Below are 21872 nucleotides of genomic sequence, written 5' to 3'. Positions count from 1 at the left end.
GGCTAGAAGGCCGATATGCAAACGTCCGTCAGTCGAATGACCAGAACCGCCCGCATATCTCTTCAGATACTCGCAATTTCAAAGAGCTACCGACACAAAACTCAACAGATGCGCCCTAAACTAACGGCGCGCCCGCCTCATAATGTCCCGATGTCAGACCGCCTCATAAACACCAACTCAAGACCATCGTCAACCCGAAAGTTAACCGCCCCGTGTCAGCGTCGCCTCAGCGACCCCCCCAACCGCGCCTCAGCGCCGCCGGTGAAAGGGCTTCTAAGTGTACCATGAAGACGCCGCAACATGAAAATGAACCAAAAATGCAGAAAAGCGGATTTCATAATTATTTTGAAGATGATCACTCCAAATGCGCACAATCCAGCAAGTTTTAACCCGCCGATCGTGACAAACTTTGCTACCCTGCAACGGTCGTCACGATACCAACCGGTTCCACGTCTCGCTCAATAGGAGCGGGCAAGAGCGCTTTGTCCATCAAAACGGGAAAACACACCGCAATCCGGGTCGAAATCGTTGAATGCGACCTTTGACCCGAGTCGGTCCAGCAGAGTGAAACGGCCAATCGACACACCGAAACAGAAAGACCCCGCCCGGTTTCCTGGACGGGGTCTGTCATCAGACTGATGGTCTCGCTTAGTTGCGGGACTTGTCCACCATCTTGCCCTTGGAGATCCACGGCATCATCGCCCGGAGCTTTTCGCCTACCTGCTCGATCTGGTGCTCGTCGTTCAGGCGACGGGTCGCCTTGAACATGGGCTGACCCACGGCGTTTTCCTGCATAAAGTCGCGGACGAACTTGCCGTTCTGAATGTCGGTCAGCACCGCCTTCATGCGGGCCTTGGTCTCGTCATAGGGCAGCACGCGCGGACCGGAGACGTATTCACCATACTCCGCAGTGTTGGAGATCGAGTAGTTCATGTTGGCGATGCCGCCTTCGTAGATCAGATCCACGATGAGTTTCACCTCGTGAAGGCATTCGAAATAGGCCATCTCGGGCTCATAACCCGCCTCGACCAGGGTCTCGAAGCCCATCCGGATCAGCTCGACCAGACCACCGCAGAGCACAGCCTGCTCGCCGAACAGGTCGGTTTCACATTCCTGACGGAAGTTCGTCTCGATGATGCCGGAACGGCCGCCCCCGATGGCGGAGCAGTAAGACAGGCCGATATCCATGGCTTTGCCGGTGGCGTCCTGATGGACAGCTACGAGGCAGGGCACACCGCCGCCCTTCTGGTATTCGCCGCGCACGGTGTGGCCAGGGCCCTTGGGCGCCATCATGATAACATCAACGCCAGGCTTCGGCTCGATCAGGCCGAAATGCACATTGAGACCGTGGGCGAAGGCAATCGCAGCGCCTTCCTTCAGGTGGTCATGCACGTGCTTGCGGTAGACCTCGGCCTGAAGCTCGTCGGGCATGGTGAACATGATCACATCACACCAGGCGGCGGCTTCCTCGATGCCCATGACCTGCAGGCCTTCACCTTCGGCCTTGGCACGGCTCGGAGAACCGTCACGCAGGGCGACGGCAATGTTCTTGGCGCCGCTGTCCCGCAGGTTCAGGGCGTGAGCGTGGCCTTGTGAACCGTAGCCGAGGATGGCCACTTTCTTGTCCTTGATCAGATTGATGTCACAATCCTGGTCGTAATAGACGCGCATCGGTCTCTCCTGTGAATATCACTGCCGCGCACAATATCCTCGGATCTCAGGATATGCAGCTATGAAAAATCTATTTTTTCAAAGCTATTGGTGATAACTATTCATAATATGACGCTTACTGATGTATTTCATGCTCGATGATGTAGATCGCCGCCTGGTACGGCAACTCCAGAACGACCCCGAAGCCACCACTTCGGCACTCGCCGGGCGCGCCGGCGTGAGTCCGCAACTGGCCGCGAGGCGCATGGACCGGCTGCGGCGCGAAGGTATCCTGCGCGGCCAACACGCCCGAATCGACTGGACGAAGCTGGGCTACGAGGTCGCGGTGTCCCTTCGTTTCACCCTCGACAAGACTGATCCCCGCGCTCTCGACAGCTTTATCGAGGCGGCGCGTGAGGTGCCTGAGGTGATCGAGATCCAGACATTCCTCGGGCGTGTGGATGTACGGCTCAGCGTCATCGCCCGGGATCTGGCAGATTACCACCGACTCTATCGCAGCCGCATCCTCCCCCTGCCCCATATCGCGGATATTGAGGCTTTGATGCAGGTCGCGACGCTGAAAGCGGATGAAAAGGTGCCGCTGTGACCGCCCTTGACGATATCGACCGGAAAATTCTGCGCGCCCTGTTCGCGGACGCCACCCAAAGCAGCGCGACTCTCGGGACGCAGCTCGGAATCTCCCAGCCCATGGCGTGGCGGCGGATACGGCGCTTGCAGGACGCGGGCATCCTCGCCGGTAAGAGGTTGGAACTCGATCTGCCCGCGCTCGGCTTTGGCGTAAGGGTGTTTCTTGGCGTGAAGCTCGCAGCGAGAGGACGCGTTGATCTCGAGAGTTTCGAGAGGGCGATCACCGCCATTCCCGAAGTCCAGACGGTCGAACATGTGCTCGGCCTTTATGACTACCGGCTACGCGTGGTTGCCCGGGATATCGCCGATTTTGAGCGGGTCTTGCGGCGACGAATACTCACCCTGCCGGGGGTGGGTAATGTGGAAGCCAATGTACTCTTGAGCGAAGAACGGCGACCGGGACCGATCTGACGCTCAGAGACTGCCGCCCATCCCGGCCTGCATGATCTTTCGCCGCAAGGGTGCGAGATCATGCATCGCCTTCAGTCCGACCTGCCGCGCCTTGCGCAACGGCGCCGCGTCGGAACGGCAAAGCCGGTTATAAAGGTCGATCGTCCGGCTGCGCAGATGAATGTCTCGAGCCCGGCTGGTGGCGTACCGCTCCAGTGACGCCGGATCGCCGGGGTCGCCATCGCCAATTGCGTCAGCCAGCGCCCGGATATCAGCCAGAGAGGTGTTCAGCCCCTGCGCGCCGATGGGCGGCATGACATGGGCCGCTTCGGCAACCAGAGCCACGCGGCGGTCGATCAGCCGGTCAGCCGTCTGGGTTACAATAGGCCACGGCGCGAGCGGCGTGATTCGGCGCATCTGACCAAGCCCGTGCAGCGCCCGATTGGTCAGCGCAGCGTTGAAGGCGTCCTCTTCCATGGCCACCAGTTCCCGGATCCGCGACCCCCGGTCCATCCACACGATAGACGAAGCCGGCTGGCCATCCTGATCCGGGAGCGGCACGGTCACGAAGGCACCGCCGGAGTTATAAGTCTCGGTCGAGATGCGATCATGGGGCAGTTCGTGGGTGCAGGCAAAGGCCAGCGCGCGCTGGCGATAGGTCAGCCGCTTCACTCCGATTCCCAGCGCTTCGCGAACCGCCGAATCGCGCCCGTCCGCTCCAACCACAAGCCCTGCGGTAAAGCGACTGCCATCGCTGAGCGTCACTGTCACATCGGTGTCACGCGCCACCATGTTCCGGAAACCGGTGCCCAGCCGCAAATCCATATTCGGCATCCCGGCCAGCGCCTCGCAGATATGCAGGCGTGCCTCCCAGTTCACAACGTTTTGCCCAAAGGCCGACAAGCCGAGATCACCGGGCAGGAAGGTCCGTTGCGCCGTCTCCACCGGCGGCCAGCCCTCGGAGTCACGGACCCGGAGCGCTTCGAGCGGGGTCGCGTGGGGCTCAAGCGGCGCCCAGAGGCCCGCCCCGTCCATCAATTCGACGGACGGGGCGAGATAAGCGGTGCAGCGCAGGTCGGACCCGTCAGCGTCCATCGTCTTGGGTGGAGGGCTCGGATCACAGATCACAACCGATCGCCCCCGGCTCGCCATCACCGCCGCCAGTACCATGCCGGCAATGCCGGCGCCCGAGATGAAGATATCTGTGTCTGCCATGGCGCTCACGGTAGCTGTTCCGTCGAGGGACGAAAGGTCGGATCGACGATCTGCGACAGAAAGCCTGCCAGATCGTCCGTATGGTGGTGCACATGGGGCGCAACCGCAGGCTCGGGCGCGACCAGAACCGTGCGCATCCCGCGGGCATGGGGCACACGAAGATTGTCGGCAGTGTCCTCGAACATCACCGCTGTCTCTGCCGCATGACCGTCCAGACCAGTCACCGCGTCATGAGCAATAGGATGAGGTTTCGAGTAAAAGCCCGTCTGATCGATCCCGTAGACCGCATCGAACACCCGGTCGAGACCGAGTACATCGAGCACTCGATACGCATAGCTGCTCGTGGAGTTGGTGTGCACGATCCGCCGTCCCGGTAACGCCCGGATCCGTGCAGCGAGCGCGGGATCCGGCCCGATCCCGTCGAGGGGCACGTCATGAACCTCAGCGAGAAAGGCTTCGGGAGCGACATCATGTTCGACCATGAGACCGCTCAGGGTAGTGCCATGGGTCTGCCAGTACTGATATCGCAGCCGATCCGCCTCGGGCCGATCGAGACGCAGCTCGCGGCACATCCAGTCCGTCATCCGCGCCCCGATCCGGACCAGCAGCTCGGCATCGTGGGGATAAAGCGTGTGATCTAAGTCGAAGATCCAAGTGCGGATCCCGTTGAAATCGTCCATAGCAGCGGCCTAGCGCTCCATCTCCCGCCTGTCTATGCTGCTTCCGGAGGGGGACGCGTATGGCCGATCTGAAACCACCCACGGACGCGTATAGTCTGGTGCTCGAAGCCATCGATGCAGGGATCTATCGACCCGGCGACCGGCTCGTGGAGAACGAACTCGCCGAGCGATTTGGTGTTTCCCGCACACCGATTCGCGAGGCTTTGCAACGGCTGGAAACTCAGTCTCTCCTGCATCGGGATGGCCGCAGCCTGATTGTCGCGTCGCTCGATCACAATCAGATGGCCGAGCTTTACGTCGTCCGGAGCGAGCTTGAAGGACTGGCCGCCGAGCTGGCGGCTCGTCACGCCACCAGCGAAGAGCTGCGCGTGCTCCGGCGGATGGTCGCGACGGATCAGGGGCGGCTTGGGGATCCGCAGGCACTCAGTCGATCCAACCGCCGATTTCATAAACAGATCCATCTGGCGTCCCACAATAAATTCCTCGTCCAACAGCTCGATCTGGTCCACCGCTCCATGGCGCTCCTCGCGACGACCTCGCTCGCGGTTGAGGGGCGCGAAGTGGACGCTCTGGCGGAGCATGACCGAATCGTGTCAGCTCTTGAACAACGTGACGAGAAAGCCGCCCGCGCTGCCCTGTCCCTGCATATCTCTCGCGCCTACGAAACCCGACTCGCCGCTGACGCTGAGAACGACATCATGTCGGAGGGCAAAGAGCGTCAGCTTCGCTGACGCCATGGTCCGTTTTATCCCAGTGGAAAGGCCGCCGGAAAATCTCATAGATCGCCTTGACCAGTGACCCTGTCATCAGTGGAAAATACAGCATCGTCGTCGGCACCCAGCTCAGGAGATCAGGCCGATCCATGCGTGTGACGGCGACGCCCATGGCGGTCCAGCTCAGGATGAGGTTTACCCCAAAAAGGACTGCCAGCCAGTGCCCCCCCGGACTTGCGAGAAACGGTGTCAACGGGTGCGGTATCGCTATGAAAATCAGCCACAGGGACCAGAGCAAAGGCCCGAAGAACGCCCCCAGCAAGCTCCCTGCCAACAGCACCAGCATCCCTAACGCGCCCCAGATACCCAGATCGTTCAGGAGATCTCGGGGGTAGCGCAGATGCGTGATAAGGGTTTGCGTATAGCCTTTCTGCCAACGCGACCGCTGTCGCATCCAAGCGCCAAGCGACACAGTCGCTTCTTCGAGAGTAGTCGTGTCGATCAGTTCGGTGACATAGCCTTTACGCGCCAGCCGAATGCCCAGATCTGCATCCTCTGTGACGTTATGCGCATCCCAAGCACCAACCGCCTCAAGTGCTGCGCGGCGGAAAAATACCGTCGTTCCTCCTAGAGGGACAGGCCAGCCGATGCGCCTCAAGGTCGGCATAATCATCGTGAACCACAGCGCGTAGTCGATGGCAAAGCACCGGGTCAGCCAGTTTGAGCGGCTATTATAAAAGTTCAGCTTCCCCTGCAGGCAGGCCACGTGCGCGCCGCACTGATCGAAGGCTGCGGCCACCTTCTGTAATTGGTCGGGTGCCGGCGCATCCTCGGCATCGTAGATCCCAACAATGGTTCCGGAACTGAAATCCAAAGCCAAATTCAGCGCACGAGGCTTCGTCTGGATCGTCCCGGGGGGAACAAACACGGTTCGGACCCAATCTGGCAAATGAGCGCCGGAGAGCATGTCCTGAGTCTGCCAGTCACTCGCCTCGACGATCAGCCTGATTTCGAGCCGGTCGCGCGGGTAGTCGATTCGTTCCAGCCTGAGAAGCAATTCAGAGGCAATTCGCTCCTCCCGATACAGCGGAACCAGCAGGGTGATGACCGGCAGAGCCTCCGCAGGTAATTTGGGAATTTGTGCCAACGTCGCCGACCTGTGTATACCCAGAGACAGTGCAAGGACTGACAAGCCATTATTCAAGAAGGACAAAAGCGCTGCCAAGACGAACAGCCCTATCAGCGTTTTCGAAGAGTCAAAGATCGCTGCGACAGCAACGAATACCAACATCCCCACCAAAAGAACCCAGACCGAAGAGCGCCCTGAGGTACTCCGGCAGCTCAGAGGATCGGCAACTCTCGATTCCGCTCTTCGGATGAGAGGCGGACCCGCGTGATCGACCAAAAGACGCTCGATCTCCCTTCGTCTCAACTTAACCGGATGAACAGGTCCGAGAACCTCGATTAAACGTTCGCGCTCCATAGGAGAGAGTGCGCCCGACGCCGTGCCGACAGGTGTGAATGCTCCTGCAGATCGCAGAGGGACCAGCCCATGTCGCACGCAATAGGCCGGCCCAACCCGCCGGATCGCGAGGGCATCTGGTGGCGGCAAACACGACAACGAGCCGGTTGCGCATGCGAGATCAGCGTCACACAAAAACATCCCCCCACAACGTGGAGGGATGTTTGTCTAAGGTCAGATAACTCTAGGTTAAGATCACAGCCAAGGCCGGGTCAGGCAGCCCGATCCATCGCTTCGACGAAGCGCTCGAAGAGATAAAAGCTGTCCTGAGGTCCCGGGCTGGCCTCAGGATGGTGCTGGACGCCCCAAACCGGCCTGTCGGTCATGCGGATCCCGCAATTGGAGCCGTCAAAGAGCGACACATGGCTCTCCTCGACCCCCGCCGGCAGCGTTTGCGTGTTCACCGTAAAGCCATGGTTCATAGAGGTGATTTCGACCTTTCCGGTGGCGTGTTCCTTGACCGGATGGTTGGCGCCGTGGTGACCATGACCCATCTTCTGGGTCTGCGCACCGAGGGACAGGGCGAGGAGCTGATGCCCGAGACAAATCCCGAATATCGGCATCCTGGGACGCCGTTCCATGACTTCGCGAATCATCGGCACGGCGTATTCGCCCGTAGCCGCCGGATCTCCGGGGCCATTGGAGAGGAACAGACCTGCGGGCTCATGGGCGAGGATCTCTTCGGCAGTCGCCGTCGCGGGCAGTACGGTCACGTCGCAACCGGCGCTGGCAAGGCAACGCAGAATGTTGCGCTTCGCTCCGAAATCCACGGCGACGACCTTGTGACCCGGCGTGGTCCGGCGGGTGTAGCCCTCGGGCCAGGCCCAGCGCATCTCGTCCCAGCGATAGGACTGGGCGCAGGTGACCTCTTTGGCGAGGTCCATACCCACCAGTCCCGGGAAAGCGCGGGCCTGAGCGACCAGCGCCTCGATATCGAATTTCCCCTCCGGATCGTGGGCCATCGCCACATGGGGAGCGCCCTGTTCGCGAATCGCGCGGGTCAGACGACGGGTATCAAGACCGCCGATGCCGATCCGGCCATGGCGGGCGAGCCAGTCTCCGAGTTCCCCGGCAGATCGCCAATTGGAGGGCTCGGTGGGATCCCACTTCACCACCATCCCGCTGGCGACGGGCTCCGAGGCCTCATCATCCTCGGGGGTGATCCCGGTATTCCCGATATGGGGGAAGGTGAAAGTTACGACCTGACCGGCATAGGAGGGATCGGTCATGATCTCCTGATATCCCGTCATGGCAGTGTTAAAGCAAAGCTCTGCAGTTGTGGTTCCGGTCGCGCCGAACCCGTACCCTTTGAAGATCCGTCCATCGGCGAGGGCAAGGCAGGCGGTCGGGGTGGCATTCGACATCATCACGACTCCGGCTGGGCAAATCTGCCGTTCCCTAAGTGGCTGGGAGCGGGGGGTCAAGGCTCGCTTGTCATATGATCCGCCCCACCCTACCTATCAGCGGCCCAGCACAGGAGATCACGATGGAATTGCGTGAGCAGATCAACAAGGCCCTGAAGACCGCCATGCGCGAACGCCAGCAAGTTCGGTTGCGGACCATCCGGCTGATCAATGCCGCGATAAAGGACCGTGACATTGCGGCTCGCGGCGAGGAAGGCGTCGACATTGTTAGCGATGCAGAAGTGCGAAAAATCCTCGGACGCATGGTGAAACAACGGGTGGAGAGCGCGCGGGCCTATGAAGAAGCGGCGCGGCTGGAGCTAGCCGAGGCTGAGCGCGAGGAAATTGAGGTGATCGAGGAGTTTCTACCTCGCCAGCTCTCTGAGGAGGAAATCGAAAAGGCGATTGCTGAAGTCGTTGCCGAAACGGGCGCGAGTTCGATTCGCGACATGGGTCGCGTCATGGGCGTGCTACGCGAACGCTACATGGGACAGATGGATTTCGCCACGGTTGGTCCGAAAGTCAAAATCCGAATCGGCTAGTGTGCTTGCCTATAGCGGCAAGCGTTTGAGTAAGTGGTCGAGCTCGTCGTAGAGCTCTTCCCGCTCCTCGGGGCTCAGAAACGCCCCCAGCTCTACCTCGCGGCCTGAGCCTTTGAGAGTCAGGTATTTCTCCACCGGCCCTTTGTCCTGATGCAGGGACAGGCGGATCCAGTGGGGATTGCACTCCCACGACCGCTGCGGGCGCCTTGGATCAGTGCGCACGAGCAGTACGCGATCCGACCAGATAGTCAGTTCCTCATGCAGGTGTCCGTCCCGATAGTTGCGGCGGATCATCACGTAGAGCAAAGCCACCGCACCCATGACGAAGGGTAGTAGCCCCCAAAACACCGGGGTCCCCAGCAGTGGCAGGGTCGGGATCACGATCAGCACGAAGGTAATGCCCATCACGGCCGCGAATCCGGGCAAGGGCAGCGACCGATGCGGCCACAACAGCGCACTCGCATAGGGCTGCCCCCCCACATGCGAAAAGGCCCCGGTATTACCCGGGGCCTCGTCAGATTTTCGCCATTCTACAGGCATCCCGGGATCAGTGCGCGTGGCCCTTGTCCCAGTCTTCCTGCTTGGGGAGCGTCTCAAAGGTGTGCTCCGGCGGCGGGGAAGGCAGGGTCCACTCCAGGGTGTCAGCCCACTCGTTCCAGGGGTTGGCCGGCGCGGTCTTGGGCTGCGTGCGCAGAACCCAGACGATAGCACCGATGAAGAACAGGAACGAGGCGAAGGACAGGTATGCGCCAATCGATGAGACGTAGTGCCAGGTGGCAAACGCGTCCGGGTAGTCGATGTAACGGCGCGGCATGCCCTGACGGCCCAGGAAGTGCTGCGGGAAGAAGGTGAGGTTCGAGCCGATGAACATCAGCCAGAAATGCACCTTGCCGATCCATTCAGGGATCATCTGTCCGGTGAACTTCGGGAAGTAGAAGTAGATCCCGGCGAAGATCGCGAACACAGCACCCAGCGACATCACATAGTGGAAGTGAGCCACTACGTAGTAGGTGTCATGATAGGCTCGGTCGATCGAAGCCTGGCTGAGCACGATGCCGGTCACGCCGCCCATGGTGAATAGGGCGAGAAAGCCAAATGCCCAGAGCATCGGAGCCTTCAGATCGATAGAGCCTCCCCACATGGTTGCAATCCAAGAGAAGATCTTGATCCCCGTAGGTACCGCGATCACCATGGTCGCCAGCATGAAGTAGCTCTGCTGGGTCAGGGACATGCCGACCGTATACATGTGGTGCGCCCAGACCACAAAGCCCAGCACACCGATGGCGACCAGCGCCCAGACCATGGGAAGGTAGCCAAAGATCGGCTTGCGCGAGAAGGTTGCGATCACGTGGCTGATGATACCGAAGCCGGGCAGGATCACGATGTACACTTCGGGGTGACCGAAGAACCAAAGGATATGCTGGTAAAGTACCGGATCGCCGCCGCCCGACGGATCGAAGAACGTCGTCCCGAAGTTCCGGTCAGTCAGCAACATGGTGATGGCACCGGCGAGAACCGGCAGAGCAAGGAGAATCAGCCACGCGGTGACAAAGATCGACCAAGAGAAAAGCGGCACCTTGAACAGGGTCATGCCGGGGGCACGCATGTTCAGGAAGGTGGTGATCATATTGATCGCGCCAAGGATCGATGAGGCACCCGAAACGTGCACGGCGAAGATCGCTAGATCGGTGGAGAAGCCGCCTTCGGTGGTGGAAAGCGGCGGATAAAGCACCCAGCCGATACCCGAGCCCATCTGGCCGTTGCCACCCGGGGAGAACACCGAGGCCACAGCAAGCGAGGTCCCGGCGAAGAACAGCCAGAAGCTGAGGTTGTTCAGACGAGGGAACGCCATATCCGGCGCGCCGATCTGCAACGGCATCAGGTAGTTGCCAAAGCCGCCAAACAGCGCCGGGATAACCACAAAGAACATCATCAGGATACCATGTGCGGTGATCAGCACATTCCAGAGATGGCCGTTGGGCTGGCAGTTCTCGACTGAGGTCGGGAACAGGCGCGCGCCTTCCATGCACATATACTGCACACCGGGAGACTGAAGCTCCATGCGCATGTAAACGGTGAAGGCCACCGAGATGAACCCGACCACACCCGCGGTGATCAGATAGAGGATCCCGATATCCTTATGATTTGTGGACATGAACCAGCGGGTAAAGAAACCCCGATTGTCCTCATGCCCGTCATGGCCGTGAATGGCGGCGTCTGCCATTTGCGTGCCTCCTGTCTGACGATCCAACCCCAGGGCGGACCACTCCACCCCGTTTTCTGGGCTCCTTTTAGACAGAGATATCGCCGCCCGCAATGACGGCTTTGCCGCAGTTCTCGCGATAACCAACGCTGCGTCGGTACAATTGAACGGAACCTGGCATGGTCGTGACGTGTTGGGAGGTCAAATCTGCAAATTAGACGCGTAATCGCGTCAGCCCGTCAAAAGGACTGCCAAAATGGCCAACACCGAAACCAAAGACTTCGCTGTCACTGAGGAAGCGAAACTGAATTGGAAGTGGATGATCTTCATGGGCGTCGTGATGACGCTGGGCGGACTTGCCTCGCTGATTTACCCTTTCATCGCATCGCTCACGGTCACGTTCATGGCCGCTGCCGCATTTTTCGTCGGGGGTATTATGCAGACCGTGCTCGCCATACGCGCCGAGGACGGCAGCACGGGTGCCCGCTGGACCACAGGCCTGCTCGGCGTCCTGATGGTCCTGTTGGCGCTCGCCCTGTGGTTCGATCCACTGGCTGGCCTCGTCACGCTCACGCTGACCGTTGCGGCCCTGTTCATCGCGATGGGTGCCCTTCGCGCTTGGTTCGCCTTCCGGATGAAGCCGCGCAAGGGTTGGGGCTGGGTTCTCGTCGCCGGACTGTTGTCCATCGGCCTTGGTCTGTTTGTTCTTCTGAACATGCCCTTCGCCGCCGCGACGACACTCGGAATTCTTCTGGGCATCGACCTCACCATGACCGGAGCAGCGCTGATTGGTCTGGGACTTGCCTCGCGGAACTGATCAGCTTGCATTCTCCGCGCGGTCCCGGCTACCGGTAGCGCATGACAAGAGGCTCCGCGTGACCCGGTATTCATGGCCCAAAGCCCGGCCCGGGCAGTCCGTCGGACTGCTCGGTGGCTCTTTTGATCCGGCGCATTCGGGTCATATGGCTGTCACCCTTGCAGCTCTGGCCCGTTTCGGCCTCGACCACGTTTGGTGGCTTGTCACGCCCGGAAATCCTTTGAAATCTCAAGATGCCGCCGCGATATTCCGCCGTACGGAGCGTGCGCGTCGCGTTGCGGCACACCCGTTTGTCACCGTTACTGGCATCGAGGCGGATCTGGGGACGCGTTACACTGCGGACACACTGGCCGCGCTTCAGCGAAATTACCCGAGACAGAGATTTGTCTGGCTCATGGGCTCGGACAATCTGGCCGAATTCCACCGTTGGGATCGCTGGCAGGACATCATCGCCACTGTCCCCATCGGCGTTCTGGCCCGGCCCGGATCGCGGACCCGGGGCCTTCTTTCCCCAGCCGGTCGCCTTTTGCGCCGTCACCGCTGCGCGCCGGGTGAATTGAGCTTGCGCAACGCCCCGGCCTTTGCCTTCGCGAGCCTGCCTTTGAACGATGAAAGCTCCACACGAATCCGTGCTGCGGGACAGTGGAAACGATGAAGGGATTCGCTGCATGGGCCTGACACGACGCGGATTCGTTACCGGGCTTGCCGGACTCACGGCGTCTCCCGGCGCCGCCGAGAGCCTTCTGTCGTCGCCACGTCCTTTGGCGCGGCCGGCGAATCTATTGACTCGCCAGATCCCAGACGCCGCGGAAATCATCGCGTCGGAACAACTGAGCGGGCGTGTTGGGTTCGCTCTCGCCGACGCAATTACCGGTGAGATGATTGAGGTCCTGCATCCACTGCGCGCCCTGCCACCTGCCTCGACAGCAAAGGCCCTGACAGCACTTTATGCGCTCGAAAACCTTGGGCCGGATTATCGCTTTTCGACCCGTACCCTCGCAACCGGCCCTTTGACAGCAGGCCGGCTCGAAGGAGATCTCGTCCTCGCCGGTGGTGGCGATCCGGTTCTCGATACAGACGCACTCTGGTCTATGGTCGAAGCGCTCCATGCTCTTGGACTCCGCGAGATCGCAGGCGGGGTAAAAGTGTGGACCAGTGCCCTGCCCCGCATCCGCGAGATCGATAGCGAGCAACCCGATCAAGTCGGCTATAACCCCGCCGTCGGTGGTCTCAATCTGAACTTTAACCGGGTGCATTTCGGCTGGAGTCGCAATGCCGGCGGTTACACAGTGTCCATGGATGGGCGCTCCGAAACGATTGTCCCGCCTGTGCGCTTTGCCCGCATGGAGGTCATCGACCGGGGTCTCCCGATTTACACCTACGCTGCTGATGGCGACATCGACCGCTGGACAGTAGCGCAATCGGCGTTGGGCCGGGGCGGTGCAAGGTGGCTGCCGGTCCGGGTGCCGGGTCTTTATGCAGGCGAAGTTCTGCAACAGCTTTTGTTGGCAAAAGGTATCGGGTCGAACGGACCGGTCGAACGCACCGACGCCGCCACGGGCACGGTGCTTCACACGCATGACAGCCCGGCCCTGAGCGGCATCCTCCGCGGCATGCTGCAATACTCCACCAATTTGACGGCAGAGGTCACCGGACTGACCGCAAGCCTTGCCGCTGGATGGCAAGGGGAGACCCTCGCGGATTCTGCTGGCAGGATGAACAGCTGGCTGAGCCAGAAATATGGTCTCCGTCGCCCACTGCTTGAGGATCATTCCGGTCTTGGGGATGATAGCGCGCTATCGCCCGCAGATATGGTCAGAGCGATGTCGGGCGCTGGATGGGAAGGTCCGTTGCGGCCTCTGCTGCGCCAGTTCGATCCGGAGGACGATCGGCTTTCCGTATCGGCCAAGACGGGTACCCTGAATTTTGTCAGCGGACTTGCGGGGTACCTGGAAGGCCCCAGGGGCAAGCCGCTCGCGTTCTCGATCTTTTGTGCCGACCTTCCACGGCGGGATTCTCTGAGCGAAGCCGAACGAGAGCGCCCAGACGGCGGCATCGCGTGGAACAAGTCTGCGAAAAGAATACAGCGCGCCATGCTGCAACGATGGGGCGCGCTGTATCTGCTCCCAGGGTAAACGCTGGCGGGTTCAGGCTGTCCCGCCGCGCGGACCCGCAAAGTACCAGGCAATGAAGCCGAGAACCGGCAGGATCAGAACCGCCAGAGACCACAACACCTTGTTCAGCGTCGGGGCAGAGGAGGTGATGATGTGGTACAAGGCGTAGACGTCAGCGATAAAGATGATCGCTCCGAGAAGAGTCTTCATGAGATTGCTCCTGCTTGGGATTTGACCAACCAACGCCCCACTGCTGTTTCGGTTTCATGATTTTCCGAGATACAGCCCACCCTCCTCGTCGCCGAAGGATTGTCACCGGACGTCACGCCTTGCTGAGACTGGCAATCACTGCGGAGGCGGGCCCGGCACATAGGTGCAAAGGTGCGTCAGACGGGATATGGCCGATCAGGTAAGATTGACGGTAAACTTATAATTTCAGAACGTCGTATGGCGGACAGCCGCCGCCCGCTCGATGGCAACAGCATCAAGACGGGGAATCCCGAACTGGTATCGCATCTCCTGCAACAAAGCTATTTCAACCTCTTGCAGTTTTCCATCGGCGGCGGCCACGTCGCAGGCCAACGCATAGGCCGTCTGATAGAGCTTTTCAGGCATCTTCGCTTTCAGGATCGAGAACAGCTCATCAAGCCCGTCCTCATCTGCGAAGAGCTCCAGCACCAGTTCTGAAATCTCCGGAATTCGACTCTGATCAAAATCCGCAAAAACCGGTAAGTGGTTGACGATTCGCTCAATCGTGACGAGTTCAGAGGTCCGCAGGTTCTCATCAGATGCGGATTCGGCGATCATGACTGCGACAAGGCAGTCCTGCGGGGTCATGGTCTGTGCAAAGTCGTTCATATTTTATCATCTCACGCTACCGGCCCACATAACAGGCATAATTGACCTCCGCACTCTCCGGCAATAGCAGAGCGCAATCCAGACAGAAGCGGATTCTCCCATGACCGATCTCCGAGACGCAGCGATGACATCCAAGGCCTGGCCCTTCGAGGAGGCGCGCAAGCTGGTGAAACGCTTCGAAAAGGCGCCGCCCGAAAAGGGGCACGTGCTGTTCGAGACCGGTTATGGTCCCTCGGGTCTGCCCCATATCGGCACCTTTGGCGAAGTGGCGCGGACGACCATGGTGCGCCGGGCATTCGAAATCCTGTCCGACATTCCGACCCGGCTGATCTGCTTTTCCGACGACCTCGACGGGATGCGCAAGATCCCCGGCGGGCTACCCAATCAGGAGATGCTGGCCCAGCATCTGCAGCAGCCGCTGACATCGGTCCCCGATCCATTCGGCACTCATGACAGCTTTGGCCACCATAACAACGCCATGCTGCGGCGGTTCCTCGATACATTCGGCTTCGAATACGAGTTCATCTCGGCCACGGAATTCTACCGCTCGGGTCAGTTCGACGACGTGCTGCGCCGCGCCGCCGAGCGCTATGACGAGATCATGGACGTGATGCTGAAGACGCTCCGCGACGAGCGGCGGCAGACCTACTCAATCTTCCTGCCGATCCATCCGGAAACCGGGCGCGTGCTCTACGTGCCGATGAAGCATGTGGATGGCGACGAAGGCACCGTGACCTTTGACGATGAAGACGGACGAGAATGGACATTGCCAGTCACCGGCGGGCATGTGAAACTCCAGTGGAAGCCCGATTTCGCGGCCCGCTGGGCTGCGCTTGGTGTGGATTTCGAGATCTACGGCAAGGACCACGCCGCCAATACGCCCGTTTATGACCGCATCTGCCGAATCCTCGGCCAGCCCGCGCCCGAGCACTATGTCTACGAGTTGTTCCTCGATGAGAACGGCCAGAAGATCTCCAAGACGTCTGGCAATGGCATCTCGATCGACGAATGGCTGACCTACGCCTCGACTGAGTCACTGTCCTATTTCATGTTCCAAAAGCCCCGCACGGCCAAGCGGATGCATTTCGACGTGATCCCCAAGGCGATGGACGAGTACCACCAGCAGCTCCGCGCCTATCCAGATCAGGACGTCGATAAGCAACTCGCGAACCCTGTCTTCCATATCCACGGGCAGACCGTCCCGGCCTCTGATATGGTGGTGCCGTTCTCCATGCTCCTGAATCTGGCCAGTGTGTCCGGTGCCGAGGAAAAGGAGACGCTCTGGGGCTTTATCCGCCGGTATGCCCCGGACGCGACGCCCGAGCAGAACCCGCAACTCAATGAGGCGGCGGGCTTTGCGGTGCGTTATTACAACGACTTCGTGAAGCCCGGCAAAACCTACCGCCTGCCTGACCAAACCGAGCGCGCAGCGATGACCGATCTGCGCGACCGGTTGACCGCATGGGACGGGGAGACCGATGCGGAAACCCTGCAGTCTGCTGTGTTCGCGGTCGGCAAGGCCCACGGCTATGAGCAACTTCGCAACTGGTTCCAGGCGCTCTACGAAGTGTTGCTGGGCCAGAGTCAGGGCCCGCGCTTTGGTGGATTTATTGCGCTTTATGGCGTCTCCGAGACGGTCGCATTGATCGACCGCGCGCTGGCAGGCGATCTGGCCAACTGAGACCGAACCGCGCAGGGGACTGCCCTGTGCGGGATCCGTGTTATTCTCCCTTTTCGGGAGGATAACACATGCGACTGACCGTTCTGCTGGCCGGGATGATCCCGGCTCTGACCGCTCCGGCAATGGCCGAAGACACCGCACTTACCGCGGTGATTTCGGCTCAGATCGACGCCTTTCTGGCCGATGATATGGTCACAGCCTTTGGCTACGCCTCTCCGATGATCCGGGACATGTTCGGCAGCGCAGAGAATTTCGGGCGCATGGTCCGGCAAGGCTATCCCATGGTCTACCGCCCAACCGAGGTGCAATTCCTTGGGGTCAAGGATCTGGGTTCTGTTCTGCGACAGCGGGTCCTGATCCGCGATTCAGGAGGCGCAACGCATCTCCTTGATTACGACATGATCCGTGTCGGGACTGACTGGCGGATCAACGGGGTCCACCTCATCGAGGCCCCCGGCATCGGCGTCTGAGGCGCCGTACGGTGCGGGCATGAACGCTTAACCCTCTTCTCTGATCCTTGACCCCACGCTGCCGTCCTCCGGGACCGGCAGTCCCACATCACCATGTCGCGACCGGAGCGACCTTGCCGCCAAGGGGTTAGAGATGAACAAGACGATTACCGAGGGTTTGATCCTGATGCCGACACCTTTCAGCGACGGGCTGAATGTCTGGTCGAAGGAAGACGGGACGACCGGCTCGCTGACCTATGAAAGCGATATGGACGCGAGTTTCGTCCCGGCCGATTCCCATTTCGGTGGTGCACTGGAGCTGCTGAAGACCGAAACGGTGCAGCGCCTGCGCTATATGCGCCGCACGCCAATCATTCCGGGTTGTTATTTACGGGTTACCGCGAGGATGCGTGTGATGGCAGGCTCGATCCCGTCTGTGCGCATTGCTGCCTGGCCGGGCAAGGGCGACGATGTGCATGTCTCTGGCCTGCCAGAGTCAGGTCCGTCCGTGACGCCTGCTGGCAATGGTGAGGTGGTCGAGGTTACGGCGATTATCGGCTCGGGATATCGCGGCGGCGTGGATCTGAGTTGGGGCTCAGAACCGACCTTTGCGTATGTTGGAATTGACCTGACTGGCCCTTCGGGTGGCGTGGTCCGTATCGACGATATCGAAGTCGAGGACGTCACAAACGTGTTCATTGCCGAAATGCTCCCCGTCGTCGATGTCCGTGATTGCGGCGCGAGGGGCGACGGGGTCACCGATGACAGCGCTGCTTTCAATGCCGCCGACGCCGCATCTGACGGGCGTGAAATTATTGTGCCCGAGGGCACCTTTCACCTCGCCTCCGACATTTATATCGATACCCATATACGGTTCGAGGGCCAGATCACACAGCCCGCGAACAAGTCCCTCGTTCTGAGGAAAAATTATGATCTGCCCACCTATATTGACGCCTTCAAGGATGAGCAGCTTGCGTTTGAAAAAGCGCTCGCAGCGCTGCTGAGCAGCGCCGATCACGATAGTCTGGACATGTGCGGGCGACGGGTCGAGTTGCGCCGCCCGATCGACGTGTCGCAGGTCACCGGCCAGACAACCTTTGAGATCCGTCGTTCCCTCAGGAATGGACAGCTTAACGTTATTGCGGGTCCGGATTGGACCACTGGCGTGGTCCAGTCCTCGGCCAGCTACGACCCCAACAATCCAAAGGTCATGACCGGGGTGACAAATGTGGGACAAATCGAGGTTGGCGCCCATGTGACCGGTCCTGGCATCGGACGCGAAGTCTATGTGACGGGCCGGAACCTGTCCGCAAAAACCATCACGCTGTCCCAAGCTCTCTGGGGTGGGGCGCGGTCTGCGACGTACACTTTCGCGCGCTATCGGTACGTGCTGGACTTTTCCGGGTTCGCGAAGTTCTCAAAGTTCAACGTCACCAATGTAGAGTTCTTCCTCAACGACACGGCAAGCGGCGTCATGCTTGCTCCGGATGGCGAGCTTTTCCATCTCAGCGGGTGCGTGTTCCAGAAACTCGGACAGAAAGGCATTACCTCCATTGGCAGGGGATGCCAGGATTTGCACATCGATCAGTGTCAGTTCGTATCGAGCGAACAATCCGTGGCTTCTATCGACCGAAAATCTGTCGGTGTGAACTTCAACGCCAATGATGCTAAGATTCGCGACAGCCAGTTCCGGCGTCTCGGACTATCGATGATGATGATGGGCACCGGTCACCTGATCGTCGGAAACCATTGGTTTCAGGGCGATGGCATTCCCGACACGCCGCGTTCGGCCGGACTGGTTTTGGGCGAACCCCACATGCGATCGGTTGTTACAGGAAACTACATCGACAACGCCGTGATCGAATGGACCAACGAAGGCGAAGCCGATCCCAGTCTGGAGGCTGGATACAGCTTTGGCGGGCTCACGATCACCGGAAACATTTTCACGGCCAGTCACGCCATTTCGTCCTTCTCCTGGCTGGTGATCCGGCCTCACGGACCGGGTCATTTCCTCAGTGGCCTGAGTGTGCAAGGCAACGTCTTCCGGTCCATGAGCGGCACCATCGAACGGGTGGAAGGCGTGGATGATACCATTTCGGATCTCGACCATACTCGGACGCGGGATGTCATCTGGGAAGGCAACACCTATAACGGGGTATCCCAGAGAACGATGAACCCGCTGATTTGCGAGGTGTCACGTGCGTCGGCCCAGAGCACATGGACCGCGAGCACCGGCGCGTCTCTGCCCTTTGGGGGGCGCTCCCGCACAGTGACCGCATTCGTTCCCAACGGCGTCATTCGCAACGGAAATGGTGATCCCACCTATGACATGCCATCGATTCAAACCGAGGCCGGTACAAAGTCGAACGAGGTCCAGATCATCTGGCCCGGCAGCCGGAAAGGCGCCGCGCGAATCACAGTTCGTTGTGATCGATAGTTTTGCCATTGCACCCACGCTCAGAATGCCCGGCTGAGCGTGGCCCTGCATTCGGATGTGTTCTGATCGAACAAGCCGATATTCGACCGATCCCGCCGGATCGTACATGTCAGACGCGGACTACCGCCCCAGATCCTGACCGCGTCATGACCAATCGTCAGGCTCAGGGCCCGTAGATGGTCAGACCGTGGCTGCCCCATAAGTGGGTAGTCCGCGTCAAAACGCCCCTCTCCGAACTCCACCCCAATCCCGGTCTCAAGCCCCCCCTGCCAGCGTTTCGTCGCTTCGGCGGTAAGGCTGATCGAGCGGTGGCTCAGAAAGGCTCTGTCCAGCGCCGACTGTCCGATCTCAAGACCTCCTCGGATGGTCAGGCTTGGGCTTGGTTGCCAGATCAGTTCTCCACCCAAGGACGAATAACGCCCGTCATACCCGTCGAGACGCGGATAGGTCCGGTATTCACGGCTGCCGGACACGAGCAGTGTAACGCCCGGTCGCAGCATCTGGCCAAACGAGACTCCCATCCCGACCGCCACGTTCCCGGTATGATCCCGCCGCCAGATCCGCCGGAAATATGGCGCGATCGTCCATGTCGAGGAACCCTTGGTCAGGCTGTAACTGAGCGCAGCATGTGCGGTGAGCGTGTTCTGGATGCTGTCGCCGTAGACGGTCCCCTCCAGCCCCCAACTCAGCATCGACAACTGCCCCGGCGCGTTTTGGTGCCTGACATGACCGCCAATGCCGGTTTCGATCCCCAGACCCGTTCGCGCCCGGGAGGCTGGATCGATGACGAAGCGCCCGATTTCGGTGTCGAAGCTGCGCGCTGCGCTCCCCCGGTTCACATTTGTCGATGGCAAAACGGCAAGATGAGTCCGCACTGTCACAGGCTGATGCCGATGGATTTCGTCGATAAAGTCCCGGTAACCGGCGCGCATTCGCGGGTTCGGGTCCATGCGCAAAAGATCTCTGAAACTGAGCTCCGCCGCTTCGAAATTGTCGGACAACAGAAGCGTATGGGCCAGTTCACGACGCGCATTCAGATGGTTAGGCCGTATCCGTAACATCTGCCGGAACAGGGAAATCGCACTCTTGTGCTGTCCCCGTGCCTTGCGGACCTGCCCATCAAAGAAAATACGGTCAGCCGTCGTGGGTTGCGTGGCCTCAAGTTGGGACCGGGCTGTGGCGATCTGACCCGCACTGATGAGCGCAGCCCTCTCCGCCTCTTCGACCGGACCCGCCCAGCCCAGGCGGCCAACCAGAAGCAGTGCCAGCGCAAAAAGCACGATGGCCACCTTTGCCCTGAACCGATGAATCGCCATGGGTCAATCCGCCAGATAGGCGCCAGTCACCCGCCCGGACGCACCCTGCGATGTAAAGACGCCGCCGACCTCATCCGGGGGTCCCACATCGCCGCGTCCGCCGTAAAATACACCTTGCGACTGGGACCGCGTGTTCACCCCGGTCAAGTCGACCGTCGATCCCTTCCGCTCGACCCGAACTGTTCCACCACTGAACCGATTGCCGTCGATCCGCATATTCTGCAGGCGCACCGTATCGAGCTGCGCACCCACCGCTCCGTCCACGCTATGCGAAACAACACCGAAATCCCCGAGCGTCGCATCGACCCGACCGGTCCCAAAATCGGCCGAGACGCGGCTCGTCCCCATGCCGTATCGCACTACACGACCACCGCGCACCGTGGAGACGACCGCCTCGCCCGTATAGGTCGCCTGACCCGAGCTGGGCAGATCGGCAGGGTCCGTGGCAATTCCGACAATACCCGACGCGGCGTAGTCAGTTCCGTCGCGGCGATAGGTGTGATCATAAGCCGTCACGTAGCTATAATCGCCGTCGAAGCCCTGTCTTCCATCTATGGCAACGACCGCATCGCCGCTGCGATACCTCCCGTACAAATCGGCCCCGTCCGCATCGCGGAAACTGGTACCGTCGATGTTTAACCTGAGATCGTCGGACCCGTGATGCCGCGAGCCCGTCACTCTGGTCAGCGCGAGATCCCCGTCGCCTGAGCCAACCCGCACGGCGACCCCCGTCAGCGCACTCCTGCGATCCACCCCCGCCGAGAGCGGTGTATATCTCAGGTTCGTGGGGCCATCCGAAAGATCATCCCCAGAGTCGGTACCCCCCTTCCCCCCCCCGCTGGAAATGTTATCGTCGTCAGAGGAACCTCCGCCGCCGCCACCACCGCAAGCGGTGAGTGTCAGGATCAGAATCGTAGCTGTCAGTCGCATGGGACCGTCCTTTCCTGGTGAGGAATGGGTGTGCTGCGCAGCGGGAATTTTAACCGCCAGCAACGCAAATCATGCGGCCAACGACTTTTTATGGCGTTAAGCTAACCAAGAAGTTGTTGCGGAAGGTACCTGCCTATTGGGGGTAGCGGTCAGGAGAGGCCTTTGTGGCAAAACAGGGACCTTAGCTGTGTCCGGGCTTGAAGGGAGAGTTCGTTTGAAAAATTGAACAGCGGGCATCCCAACACAGAAAGGACGCGCCCACGGAGTTGGACGCGTCCCTCGTTAAGGCATCACAGACCCGGCT

Annotated in this window: 21 protein-coding genes; 10 read left to right on the top strand and 11 right to left on the bottom strand. The window is 60.2% G+C overall.

All coding sequences use genetic code 11. From position 1 onward, the window contains the following. Positions 1-648: 648 nt before the first annotated feature. On the bottom strand, positions 649-1671 hold the full coding sequence (gene ilvC / locus FEV53_RS08370; protein ID WP_142834354.1) for a ketol-acid reductoisomerase: 1023 nt from the start codon (positions 1669-1671) through the stop codon (positions 649-651). Between the two features lie 130 nt (positions 1672-1801). Here ilvC and FEV53_RS08365 point away from each other — a divergent pair, with 130 nt between their 5' ends. Together FEV53_RS08365 and FEV53_RS08360 are read left to right on the top strand one after the other, a co-directional pair. Continuing rightward, positions 1802-2257 (top strand): Lrp/AsnC family transcriptional regulator, encoded by a 456-nt coding sequence (locus FEV53_RS08365; RefSeq protein WP_142834353.1) that lies wholly within the window; start codon positions 1802-1804, stop codon positions 2255-2257. Continuing rightward, complete coding sequence (locus FEV53_RS08360; protein WP_142834352.1) at positions 2254-2709, top strand: Lrp/AsnC family transcriptional regulator; 456 nt, start codon at positions 2254-2256, stop codon at positions 2707-2709. Before FEV53_RS08365 ends, FEV53_RS08360 begins: the two co-directional genes overlap by 4 nt. Before the next feature lie 3 nt (positions 2710-2712). On the opposite strand, the gene FEV53_RS08355 is transcribed toward FEV53_RS08360, so the two are convergent. Both FEV53_RS08355 and FEV53_RS08350 read right to left on the bottom strand, forming a co-directional pair. Then, positions 2713-3903 (bottom strand): FAD-dependent monooxygenase, encoded by a 1191-nt coding sequence (locus FEV53_RS08355; protein ID WP_142834351.1) that lies wholly within the window; start codon positions 3901-3903, stop codon positions 2713-2715. A 5-nt stretch (positions 3904-3908) separates the two neighbouring features. Beyond that, positions 3909-4583, bottom strand: a complete 675-nt coding sequence (locus tag FEV53_RS08350) for a pyrimidine 5'-nucleotidase (protein WP_142834350.1) — start codon at positions 4581-4583, stop codon at positions 3909-3911. Between the two features lie 59 nt (positions 4584-4642). Between FEV53_RS08350 and FEV53_RS08345 the strand changes: the two genes are divergently transcribed. Beyond that, on the top strand, positions 4643-5314 hold the full coding sequence (locus FEV53_RS08345; RefSeq protein WP_142834349.1) for a GntR family transcriptional regulator: 672 nt from the start codon (positions 4643-4645) through the stop codon (positions 5312-5314). On the opposite strand, the gene FEV53_RS08340 is transcribed toward FEV53_RS08345, so the two are convergent. Together FEV53_RS08340 and carA are read right to left on the bottom strand one after the other, a co-directional pair. Beyond that, the gene (locus tag FEV53_RS08340; protein WP_185962145.1) at positions 5280-6587 is read right to left on the bottom strand and encodes a glycosyltransferase; all 1308 of its coding nucleotides are present in this window, start codon (positions 6585-6587) and stop codon (positions 5280-5282) included. The two genes, FEV53_RS08345 and FEV53_RS08340, sit on opposite strands and share 35 nt — an antisense overlap. A gap of 443 nt (positions 6588-7030) precedes the next feature. Next, positions 7031-8185, bottom strand: a complete 1155-nt coding sequence (carA, locus tag FEV53_RS08335; protein WP_425465475.1) for a glutamine-hydrolyzing carbamoyl-phosphate synthase small subunit — start codon at positions 8183-8185, stop codon at positions 7031-7033. 119 nt (positions 8186-8304) lie between these two features. Between carA and FEV53_RS08330 the strand changes: the two genes are divergently transcribed. Next, positions 8305-8763: a GatB/YqeY domain-containing protein gene (locus FEV53_RS08330; protein ID WP_142834366.1), complete on the top strand. Its 459-nt coding sequence runs from the start codon at positions 8305-8307 to the stop codon at positions 8761-8763. Positions 8764-8772: 9 nt separating this feature from the next. Here the strand turns inward: FEV53_RS08330 and FEV53_RS08325 are convergent, their stop codons facing one another. Together FEV53_RS08325 and ctaD are read right to left on the bottom strand one after the other, a co-directional pair. Next, positions 8773-9303, bottom strand: coding sequence for a DUF2244 domain-containing protein (locus FEV53_RS08325; protein ID WP_142834346.1), 531 nt, complete (start codon positions 9301-9303; stop codon positions 8773-8775). A 7-nt stretch (positions 9304-9310) separates the two neighbouring features. Beyond that, complete coding sequence (gene ctaD, locus FEV53_RS08320; protein ID WP_142834345.1) at positions 9311-10987, bottom strand: cytochrome c oxidase subunit I; 1677 nt, start codon at positions 10985-10987, stop codon at positions 9311-9313. A 235-nt stretch (positions 10988-11222) separates the two neighbouring features. Between ctaD and FEV53_RS08315 the strand changes: the two genes are divergently transcribed. The 3 genes from FEV53_RS08315 to dacB all read left to right on the top strand — a co-directional run bounded on the left by FEV53_RS08315 (position 11223) and on the right by dacB (position 13918). Then, entirely contained in the window at positions 11223-11783 is a 561-nt protein-coding gene (locus FEV53_RS08315; protein WP_142834344.1) for an HdeD family acid-resistance protein, read from the top strand. 58 nt (positions 11784-11841) lie between these two features. Next, complete coding sequence (locus FEV53_RS08310) at positions 11842-12438, top strand: nicotinate-nucleotide adenylyltransferase (RefSeq protein ID WP_142834343.1); 597 nt, start codon at positions 11842-11844, stop codon at positions 12436-12438. A 127-nt stretch (positions 12439-12565) separates the two neighbouring features. After that, on the top strand, positions 12566-13918 hold the full coding sequence (dacB, locus tag FEV53_RS08305; protein ID WP_246100761.1) for a D-alanyl-D-alanine carboxypeptidase/D-alanyl-D-alanine endopeptidase: 1353 nt from the start codon (positions 12566-12568) through the stop codon (positions 13916-13918). 12 nt (positions 13919-13930) lie between these two features. On the opposite strand, the gene FEV53_RS08300 is transcribed toward dacB, so the two are convergent. Continuing rightward, positions 13931-14107 (bottom strand): PLD nuclease N-terminal domain-containing protein, encoded by a 177-nt coding sequence (locus tag FEV53_RS08300; RefSeq protein WP_142834341.1) that lies wholly within the window; start codon positions 14105-14107, stop codon positions 13931-13933. Positions 14108-14332: 225 nt separating this feature from the next. Further along, a complete protein-coding gene (locus tag FEV53_RS08295; protein ID WP_246100760.1) occupies positions 14333-14704 on the bottom strand; it encodes a tellurite resistance TerB family protein in 372 nt (123 codons plus the stop codon). A 151-nt stretch (positions 14705-14855) separates the two neighbouring features. Between FEV53_RS08295 and FEV53_RS08290 the strand changes: the two genes are divergently transcribed. From FEV53_RS08290 to FEV53_RS08280, 3 genes are all read left to right on the top strand, one after another. Beyond that, on the top strand, positions 14856-16436 hold the full coding sequence (locus FEV53_RS08290; RefSeq protein WP_142834339.1) for a lysine--tRNA ligase: 1581 nt from the start codon (positions 14856-14858) through the stop codon (positions 16434-16436). 68 nt (positions 16437-16504) lie between these two features. After that, the gene (locus FEV53_RS08285) at positions 16505-16906 is read left to right on the top strand and encodes a DUF4864 domain-containing protein (protein ID WP_142834338.1); all 402 of its coding nucleotides are present in this window, start codon (positions 16505-16507) and stop codon (positions 16904-16906) included. A 133-nt stretch (positions 16907-17039) separates the two neighbouring features. Then, complete coding sequence (locus FEV53_RS08280; RefSeq protein ID WP_142834337.1) at positions 17040-19322, top strand: glycosyl hydrolase family 28-related protein; 2283 nt, start codon at positions 17040-17042, stop codon at positions 19320-19322. A gap of 20 nt (positions 19323-19342) precedes the next feature. On the opposite strand, the gene FEV53_RS08275 is transcribed toward FEV53_RS08280, so the two are convergent. Both FEV53_RS08275 and FEV53_RS08270 read right to left on the bottom strand, forming a co-directional pair. Then, the gene (locus FEV53_RS08275; protein WP_142834336.1) at positions 19343-20638 is read right to left on the bottom strand and encodes a porin family protein; all 1296 of its coding nucleotides are present in this window, start codon (positions 20636-20638) and stop codon (positions 19343-19345) included. 3 nt (positions 20639-20641) lie between these two features. Then, positions 20642-21568, bottom strand: coding sequence for a transferrin-binding protein-like solute binding protein (locus FEV53_RS08270; protein WP_142834335.1), 927 nt, complete (start codon positions 21566-21568; stop codon positions 20642-20644). Between the last annotated feature and the right edge of the window lie 304 nt (positions 21569-21872).

This window comes from Palleronia caenipelagi, from assembly GCF_007004065.1.
In the GTDB taxonomy this organism is placed as follows: domain Bacteria; phylum Pseudomonadota; class Alphaproteobacteria; order Rhodobacterales; family Rhodobacteraceae; genus Palleronia; species Palleronia caenipelagi.
Note: the sequence above shows the minus strand (reverse complement) of the source record. Positions and strands in the feature narration are given on the sequence as shown.